Raw genomic sequence first — 7,109 nt, forward strand, 5'->3', positions numbered from 1 at the left:
TTCACTTAAAGGGTGTGTCAGAGAACAAGCCGGCCGTTTTTCGCTAATTCACGTGCCAGTGCCGTGTCAATATGATGCTGGCCAACCGCCTCGCTACCCTGTTCGGCGGCGAAAAACGAGGCCATTAAAGCGATGTTTCGGATATTCGCGCCGGTGATATGCGCGCTTTGCGCTAACTGATTGAAATCAACTTCAGATGAAAGTTTGATATTTTTCGGCCATATTTCTTGCCACATTTTTATGCGCAACGTTTCATCGGGATAAGTAAAGCGTGTAATAAATGTAAAGCGGCGATTAAAAGCACTGTCCAGGTGGCTGCGATTATTAGTAGATAAAATAACCAGTCCGGGATAATTCTCCAGCCGCTGTAACAAATAGGCGACTTCAATATTGGCATGACGATCGTGCGCGTCTTTGGTTTCACTGCGTTTACCAAATAAGGCATCGGCTTCATCAAAAAATAGAATACCGGCATCCTGCTCTGCCAGGTCAAAAATATGCGACAGATTTTTTTCTGTTTCACCAATATATTTATTAATCACCGTGGAGAGATCGACCTTGATCAAATCGACACCAAGCGTAGAAGCAAGCACTTCAGCCGCCATGGTTTTGCCCGTACCCGAGTCACCGTAAAATAACGCACTGATCCCGACGCCGTAACCCACTTTATCTTTGAAGCCATCCGCCAGCACTCTTTCCCGATAGCGGATCGCCGCCAGAATTTCTTTCAACTGCTTCATTAGATCATCGGATACCAACAAATCGTTGAGTGTCCGCACCGGCGTTATTCGTTGAGCCAGACGGCCAAAATTCTGTTGGGCACGAAGATTTAGCGCTTTGCGCAGATCTCCGGGTTGCAATATATCCATCGGGTCACGCTGGCGCCGATAAAGCGCTGCCTCGCGCAATATCAGCGGCAGACTTTGCGGATTGAAGGTATAACGCTGACTCAAGCTTATCAGATCGGTCTCCGGCAAGCCGGGGGCGGGCAGGCAGTCGGTAAGTAACTGCGCTTTCTCTTCCGGTGTCAACGCGGGCATGTCCAGCTGCAACGTGGGTGTTTTTTTCAGCCACGCGGGAGGCCCATAAGGTTCGATCAGGCAGACGATCCGTAAGCCCGGCTGACTGAATAAGCTGGATAGTCCTTCCAGTAAAGGCGTCTTTTTTTCAAGCCTTGACTGCAGATTGCGTATCACGATACCCGCCGCACGCATCCTGGTTTCTCTTAACAGACTTTTCATATGGGATAACAGTGACCGATCATCATGTTCGTCACCGTTATCGATATCGACCATCAGGGTGTCACGGTTTTCTGAAGCAAAAATAGCCGCGACTGCATTGGCCCGGTTGCTACCGGGTGTGCCCCGCAATAACACCACCGGATGAGGTTCATTGTCTTCCGTCAGTAATACCTCTGCCAGCGCCTCTTTTAAGCAGGTGGGGAAAAAAGGGATGGCCGGAGGAGGTAACCACTCAACCCATGAAGCGAGTGTCGGGGCAAGATAATCATGCCCGAGTAAAAAGTGATAGATGCTACTGTCGGTAATAAAGCGGGTCTGGCTCCAGCTCAGGTTTTTTTTATTTTCATCAATCGCTAATAACTGGCAGGCAATCAGCGGTGCCTGATGAAGAAAACTGGCCTGTTGCGCTCGCCTCTCACCGTCTGAGTGACAAAATAAAGCTAATGACAGAGAAAAACTGGGGAGCGGATCCAGGCTTCCCCCCTGAATAACAGAAAACAGTTCATGGTAACGGCTATCGAAGTGAGGCAATAACCCTAATAACAGGGAGTCCCGTTCAAAATCCGTCAGTTCAAAGCGATCAATCAACGCGGTTAACTTGTCTGATGTTGTGCTTTGTACTTCGGCTGCCAGAGAGGGTACCTGATTGGCCGCTACCCAATGCGGCCTGCCAGCCGGATGTAATAGTCGGGCTTCAACCTCGTCTTCACTCAGAAGCCACGGCAAAAATCTATCGTGCAGCGGTTTAAGACGATAATAATAACGCAGCAAAGTTAGATCAATGCGTTCCAGTTCACGTAGTAATGGCGATAACGGGCTGTCACCCAGTAACAGCGTCGTCGGCTTACGGGTTGGGGAATAAGTCATAGTGTTACCTACCAGGGAAATAAACCGGCTGCGACTTAAGCGGCGCTATCATTCAACTGCCATACGATGGCCAGGGGTTGTTGAGTCCAGGGTAAAACGGCTAACGTCATCGGCCAGGGCCAGTCTCTCAGTAAATAATCATAAGGCTCCGATCTGACTTTGATTTGCGGAAAAGCCCCCTCGGTGCTGATTTCGCCTCGCCGCTGTAGGAACAGCTGACGAATATCTGTCAGGCTCAGTTTCTGCCAGCCGGCGAGCTGCTGGCCAATCGCAATAAGCCATTCATCCATGTCTTTCTGTTGTAAGGGTGCCAGCGCATCAACCTGTGAGGCGTCTGTTAACAGTGACACCCCGCAGAGCAGTTGATTGAGGATCAGTCTTTCTGGCGTAACGATGGTGTCACCCCAAACCAGCCAGTCAAGACAATACATTGCCTGCCAGCGGGCAGAATCACTGATAAAACGATCTTCTTCCCACAAGTTCAGACGGGAGAATAGTTTCGGGATAAGCGGCCATAGCAGCAGCAACCCGGCGTTATCGATCTGGTGATTTATTGCTGTTTGCTCATCCGCAGCCGGGGGGGGCCGCCCGCGTCCGGTAGTTCCAGCGTGGCACGGGTTTATTACGACGCTTATTCGCAGGCGATACGACGTAAGCGTCTGATTGTCTGCCCTGTCGCGGATCGGTAACCATACTTTTGCTCCTTGCGGTTGTTGCGTTATCCCGCTCTGATGTGGTCTGGAAAAAGTCCACCAACAAGCCTGCACCCCGCAATGATGCGGTGTGACTTCGTGCTAATATTCCCTCACCCTGCGGTAACATGAACGGGGTCTTCGCCCGACTTCCCGGTGAAAAGTCTGTCATCCTGCCCGTATTCTGCAATGAAGTGCGCTGACTGCGCGCGAACGCATCCTTATCCTGTGCTGACCCGGATTGATCGGCTATTTGGACGGGCAAAGGACTGTTGGCATGCATTTTTTGCTGTGAACTTTTGCCCGGATCCGGGCGCAGTAAACAACGGCACAGGTAAGTCTCTATCTGCTGTACACCCTTCAGCCCTTTTAGCTGACGAACAAACAGCCGGACCGCAGGCTGTTGCCATACGGGCAGCAGCCAGTGCATCACCAGTAAGGGAGAGGGATTGCGCTGTCCTGTTGACAGGTTCCCGGAAGGTGGGTTAGCGAATAGCAATTGCGTAACCTGTTCAGCCGGAATTTCACGCTGACCGATGCCGTTTGCCCAGTCAGCCAGCTGACTGGCTGAAGGTCGGGATCGACTAAGCCAGTCACGTCCTGCAGGGTTGTTCAACAAATACAGCGCGGCAGCGATTGACAGCCGGCTGGCGGTGAAGCGGTTGTACCAGACTGAGGGTAGCCTGTCTGGTGATGACCATGATCCCTCAAGTAACTGCTTCAGCCTCCGCTGAAGCTCGACCACTGAGGTGGCCTGTAACAGTGCTTCAAGTGATTCAGGATTCAGACAACGACAGGCAAAGCGGAATAACTGTTCGCCTTCGGACAGCTGTTCGCTGGCTGACCTGCCAGGGGCAGCGTCCGCAGAAAATGGCAACTTCACTTCCTTTATACATCCCCCTGACGCCTGTACACGGGCAAGACGCTCGCCAAACGCTTGTATCAGCCGGGGAATAAATACCGTGTCAAACCGGGAGGCCGGAATAACGCCCAGGTTAATAATCCATTTGATATCCTCCATCTTAACGGATATAAAAGCTTCTTGCGCACCCTGCCTCAGTGAATCTTTAATATTATCGGCATCAAGCACAGATGACGATAATATTCTTTCGCCGTGTTTTTGACAGGTTGAGTTGATACTAATAATCATTTTAGTAATCTTAATATCCGTCATAATTACGCCATCACTTTACTGATCAGCCTGGGGATTCATATTCCCTAGACTCAGTATTACGTATTTTATCTTTGCGAGCGAATTAAACTTTATTTCAATTTTCTTATTTTTTAGTCTTTACACAACCTTTTAACGGTTTTCTCATCTGACTGGCTATTCATCTGTTTTATAACCTCCACAAATCAGTCATTACGCCGAGCAGTAGTTAGCATGGAAGGTTTTTATAGCCATACTATCGTTACACCAAAAAAAATTTACACCACAGTATGTCTTTCCCGAATAATTACGGTTCACATTACTCCATGCTTTCATTTTGTAGATGTTTTAAGTTGCACTTTATGTAGGAATTATGCACGATAATTCGAACATGAAAATATATAAAAATATTACATTATAAGAGATGATTAGATTTATCTCGCATCGTGCAATTGAATGTCAATATTCCATGTTTGATTATCATTGAAAAATTCTTTCACCTCGCATTTAAACCAACTATATGAATGTGCATTTTTATTTTCCCATCTAATCATGCAGGTTGCAAATTTAGTGTTGTCCAGAAAACCCGTAATTCCTAATATAGCGTTTGCTGTTGCTGATTCCAATTTAATAGACTCTCTTTTGGCTGTCATAAACTTTCCATGACGGCCGTATACGTAAGCAACACAGCTGTTTGGATTATTACAGAAAAACACAGCAATACCATCTTCGTAAGCAAAGTAATCGGCTCCATGAAGTTGACACATTGTTTTTATCCACAGTTCATTCTGTAGACTCAGTCCGTTCTGTAGACTCAGTCCGTTCTGTAGACTCAGTCTGTTCTGTAGCCTCAGTCCGTTGTTTTCATCAACATATAAACCACTATTACTGGCAAGCTTAATACTCACCCCACGCGAATTAATTTGCATACCGTCCCCGGCATCAACGCTTAATCCATTTGCATCTAAAAATAAGCCGCCAGCTCCGCCAGAAGTACTACCATTATTTCCATGGCCCTCTCCGCCGTTTGTCCGCGCGCCTTTGGCCAGCCTGACGTTCACGCCGTTGCTATCAACGGCAATTCCATTTCCGCCCTTTACGCTGACGCCGCTGGCATCAACCTGAATGCCGTTACCAGGGACAACCCCGGTACCCTCATTGTCCGCGCGTAACCCGCCAGCAGATTTACAGTTGATATCCAGCCCTGCACCGCCGTGCTTCAAGCCATCTCCGAGCGGCAAAAAAACTCCACGGTCATCTACCTTGAGGCCATCTCCGACTTTAACGGCCACGCCGTCCTTATCTACGTAAATCCCTTTCACCGGATTGGTCTTTAACTCCAGGCGCCCCGTTTCAGAGAGCGTTAAACCGTCAGCCGGTCCGATCTGGCCTTCGGCGCAGCCCACGGCCTGACGGCCGATACTGGCAATATCAATGAGGTCGGCAAAATCGGTTTGCAGGGGAATACTGCCCGCTTTAAAACGGGCTTTCAGCGCTTTCGCCTGCGGCAGAGTGTTATCGGTGCTGTTGATGGGAGTTGTACCTGAAGCTGCATTGAGCAAACTCAGCACATTTTTCGTTTGATCCTGCGGATTTTTCTCAGCCATTTTTTTCTCCAAAAGAGTCGTGATATCAGGGGGTAACGGATACGTTTTGCGGAACGTAAAATAACTGGTTTTCCAGAATGACGTTGCTATTCCAGCGGCTGCCATCCCCGCCAGTTGCGGCGGTGCGCTGTGCTTCAGTGGCGATGCGCATCAGACCGATATCCAGCTGATTAACCGGCAGACGTCCCAATGACAGCATGTGCAGGATGGTAAACGCGTCGTCGCCCAGCGGTGTGCCGTTGTTTTGCCAGCGCTGATAAGTAGTACCAAAGCTTCGGAAGCTGGGTTCGTCCAGCCAGTGGGTTATCAGTGAGAGGTGAGCCGGTAACTCCGCCATAATGGCTTCCTGTATCCAGGCTGCCAGCTTATCAGACTGTGTATTCTGGTTAGTCAGAAGGCGCCGGTTCATTACCACACTGAGCATAAATGAGAACCTGTCGGTGGTCGCATAGGTCGGGTCGCTGAACGCCCACTGGTACAGATAGCTATTTTCTTCAGCGGGAAACGAAGCTGTAATGTCGGGTAGTTTTTCGATCAGTAACGTCCCCGCTAGCGGATCAATCGCTTTCACTGTTGCTTTCAGCTGCCACTCAGTGTCTTCAGCCTCAGACTGTTTATCGCCGGATCTTGGCATTGAAAGCTTAAGCGCGGCGGGGCGCAGTACAATGACATCGTTGACAGCAACCATCGCGGGGTAGGGACTTTGTATGCTGCTCGCCAGTAAGCGTTGCCCTTTGTCTGAGGGTTGAAGCGATGATGCAGCATAATCCAGCCGGTAGGTCATATCCTGCAACCAGACATTGCTGTTGCACCAGCGCAAGTTCCCTCCCGCCCAGGCGCTCTGGAGGCGATCCAGGTTATGGAGCAATTGCTGGCTGTTATCGGTGCTGAATACGAGTGTGTCTCCTTTCGTGGCGATAATCAGCAATCGACGCACATAGAGGCGACTCTTCCCATCGATTATCACCAGATCGATGAGCTGGCCTCTGGCAACTTTGCCCGTCGTACCCGGCTGCGTGAGTGCGACGAGCGCGGCATCTACGGCAAATGCTGTCGGCGTGTGTTCGTTGTTGAAAGTGGTGTCAGGAATTTTAGGTAGCAGCTGGCGATGTTCAATCAGGTAAAACGGCAGTTGTGCCAGATCGGGTTTATCTATTAGGCGACAATTACCCCGTCCGATTCGCGACAATTACTCTGGCCTGTTTGTAACCTTAGCGTCCCGTTTTTTCCCCACCCGGGAGAGGTTGTGGCGCTGAATATCAGGCAGGTCAGTTTTTACATGACTCAACGTAATAAAGGTCTTACCCAGGAAGCCGCTGCGGCTACTGCGGGCATCTCGGTCCGTTCAGGCCGGCGTATTGAAAAAGGACAGTGGCAACCGTTCGGGGAGCGACACTGGCGGACCCGCCAGGATCCTCTGGAGGATGTCTGGCTGAGCGACATTCTTCCCTTACTTGAATCCCGGCCGCAAATCTCGCCGGCAACGGTTCTTGAGTATCTGCAGGAGAAATATCCGGGCAAATATCCTGATAAGCTGCGCAGGACGTTACAG

6 protein-coding genes are annotated in these 7,109 nt (G+C 49.9%); 1 reads left to right on the forward strand and 5 read right to left on the reverse strand.

The genetic code is table 11. The features are described 5' to 3' along the window. Positions 1-17: 17 nt before the first annotated feature. From BTJ39_RS12460 to BTJ39_RS12480, 5 genes are all read right to left on the reverse strand, one after another. On the reverse strand, positions 18-2,108 hold the full coding sequence (locus tag BTJ39_RS12460; RefSeq protein WP_078003025.1) for an ATP-binding protein: 2,091 nt from the start codon (positions 2,106-2,108) through the stop codon (positions 18-20). A gap of 35 nt (positions 2,109-2,143) precedes the next feature. Further along, positions 2,144-2,635 carry a contractile injection system tape measure protein gene (locus BTJ39_RS12465; protein WP_078003026.1) on the reverse strand — a complete coding sequence of 164 codons (492 nt, stop codon included), beginning with the start codon at positions 2,633-2,635 and terminating at the stop codon, positions 2,144-2,146. A 37-nt stretch (positions 2,636-2,672) separates the two neighbouring features. Continuing rightward, the gene (locus BTJ39_RS12470) at positions 2,673-3,974 is read right to left on the reverse strand and encodes a hypothetical protein (RefSeq protein WP_078003027.1); all 1,302 of its coding nucleotides are present in this window, start codon (positions 3,972-3,974) and stop codon (positions 2,673-2,675) included. 410 nt (positions 3,975-4,384) lie between these two features. Beyond that, a complete protein-coding gene (locus tag BTJ39_RS12475) occupies positions 4,385-5,557 on the reverse strand; it encodes a hypothetical protein (protein WP_078003028.1) in 1,173 nt (390 codons plus the stop codon). 25 nt (positions 5,558-5,582) lie between these two features. Next, positions 5,583-6,746, reverse strand: coding sequence for a hypothetical protein (locus tag BTJ39_RS12480; RefSeq protein WP_078003029.1), 1,164 nt, complete (start codon positions 6,744-6,746; stop codon positions 5,583-5,585). Between the two features lie 57 nt (positions 6,747-6,803). Between BTJ39_RS12480 and BTJ39_RS12485 the strand changes: the two genes are divergently transcribed. Next, positions 6,804-7,109, forward strand: a 306-nt coding sequence (locus BTJ39_RS12485) for a helix-turn-helix domain-containing protein (RefSeq protein ID WP_139356346.1), incomplete at its 3' end; no start/stop codon positions are given.

Source organism: Izhakiella australiensis (assembly GCF_002006995.1).
GTDB classification, from domain to species: Bacteria; Pseudomonadota; Gammaproteobacteria; order Enterobacterales; family Enterobacteriaceae; genus Izhakiella; species Izhakiella australiensis.

What these genes read in the sequence shown, in the direction of transcription:
- BTJ39_RS12460 (WP_078003025.1), bottom strand. Translation starts at nt 2,108, where the DNA reads ATGACTTATTCCCCAACCCGTAAGCCGACGACGCTGTTACTGGGTGAC.
- BTJ39_RS12470 (WP_078003027.1), bottom strand. Translation starts at nt 3,974, where the DNA reads ATGACGGATATTAAGATTACTAAAATGATTATTAGTATCAACTCAACC.
- BTJ39_RS12475 (WP_078003028.1), bottom strand. Translation starts at nt 5,557, where the DNA reads ATGGCTGAGAAAAATCCGCAGGATCAAACGAAAAATGTGCTGAGTTTG.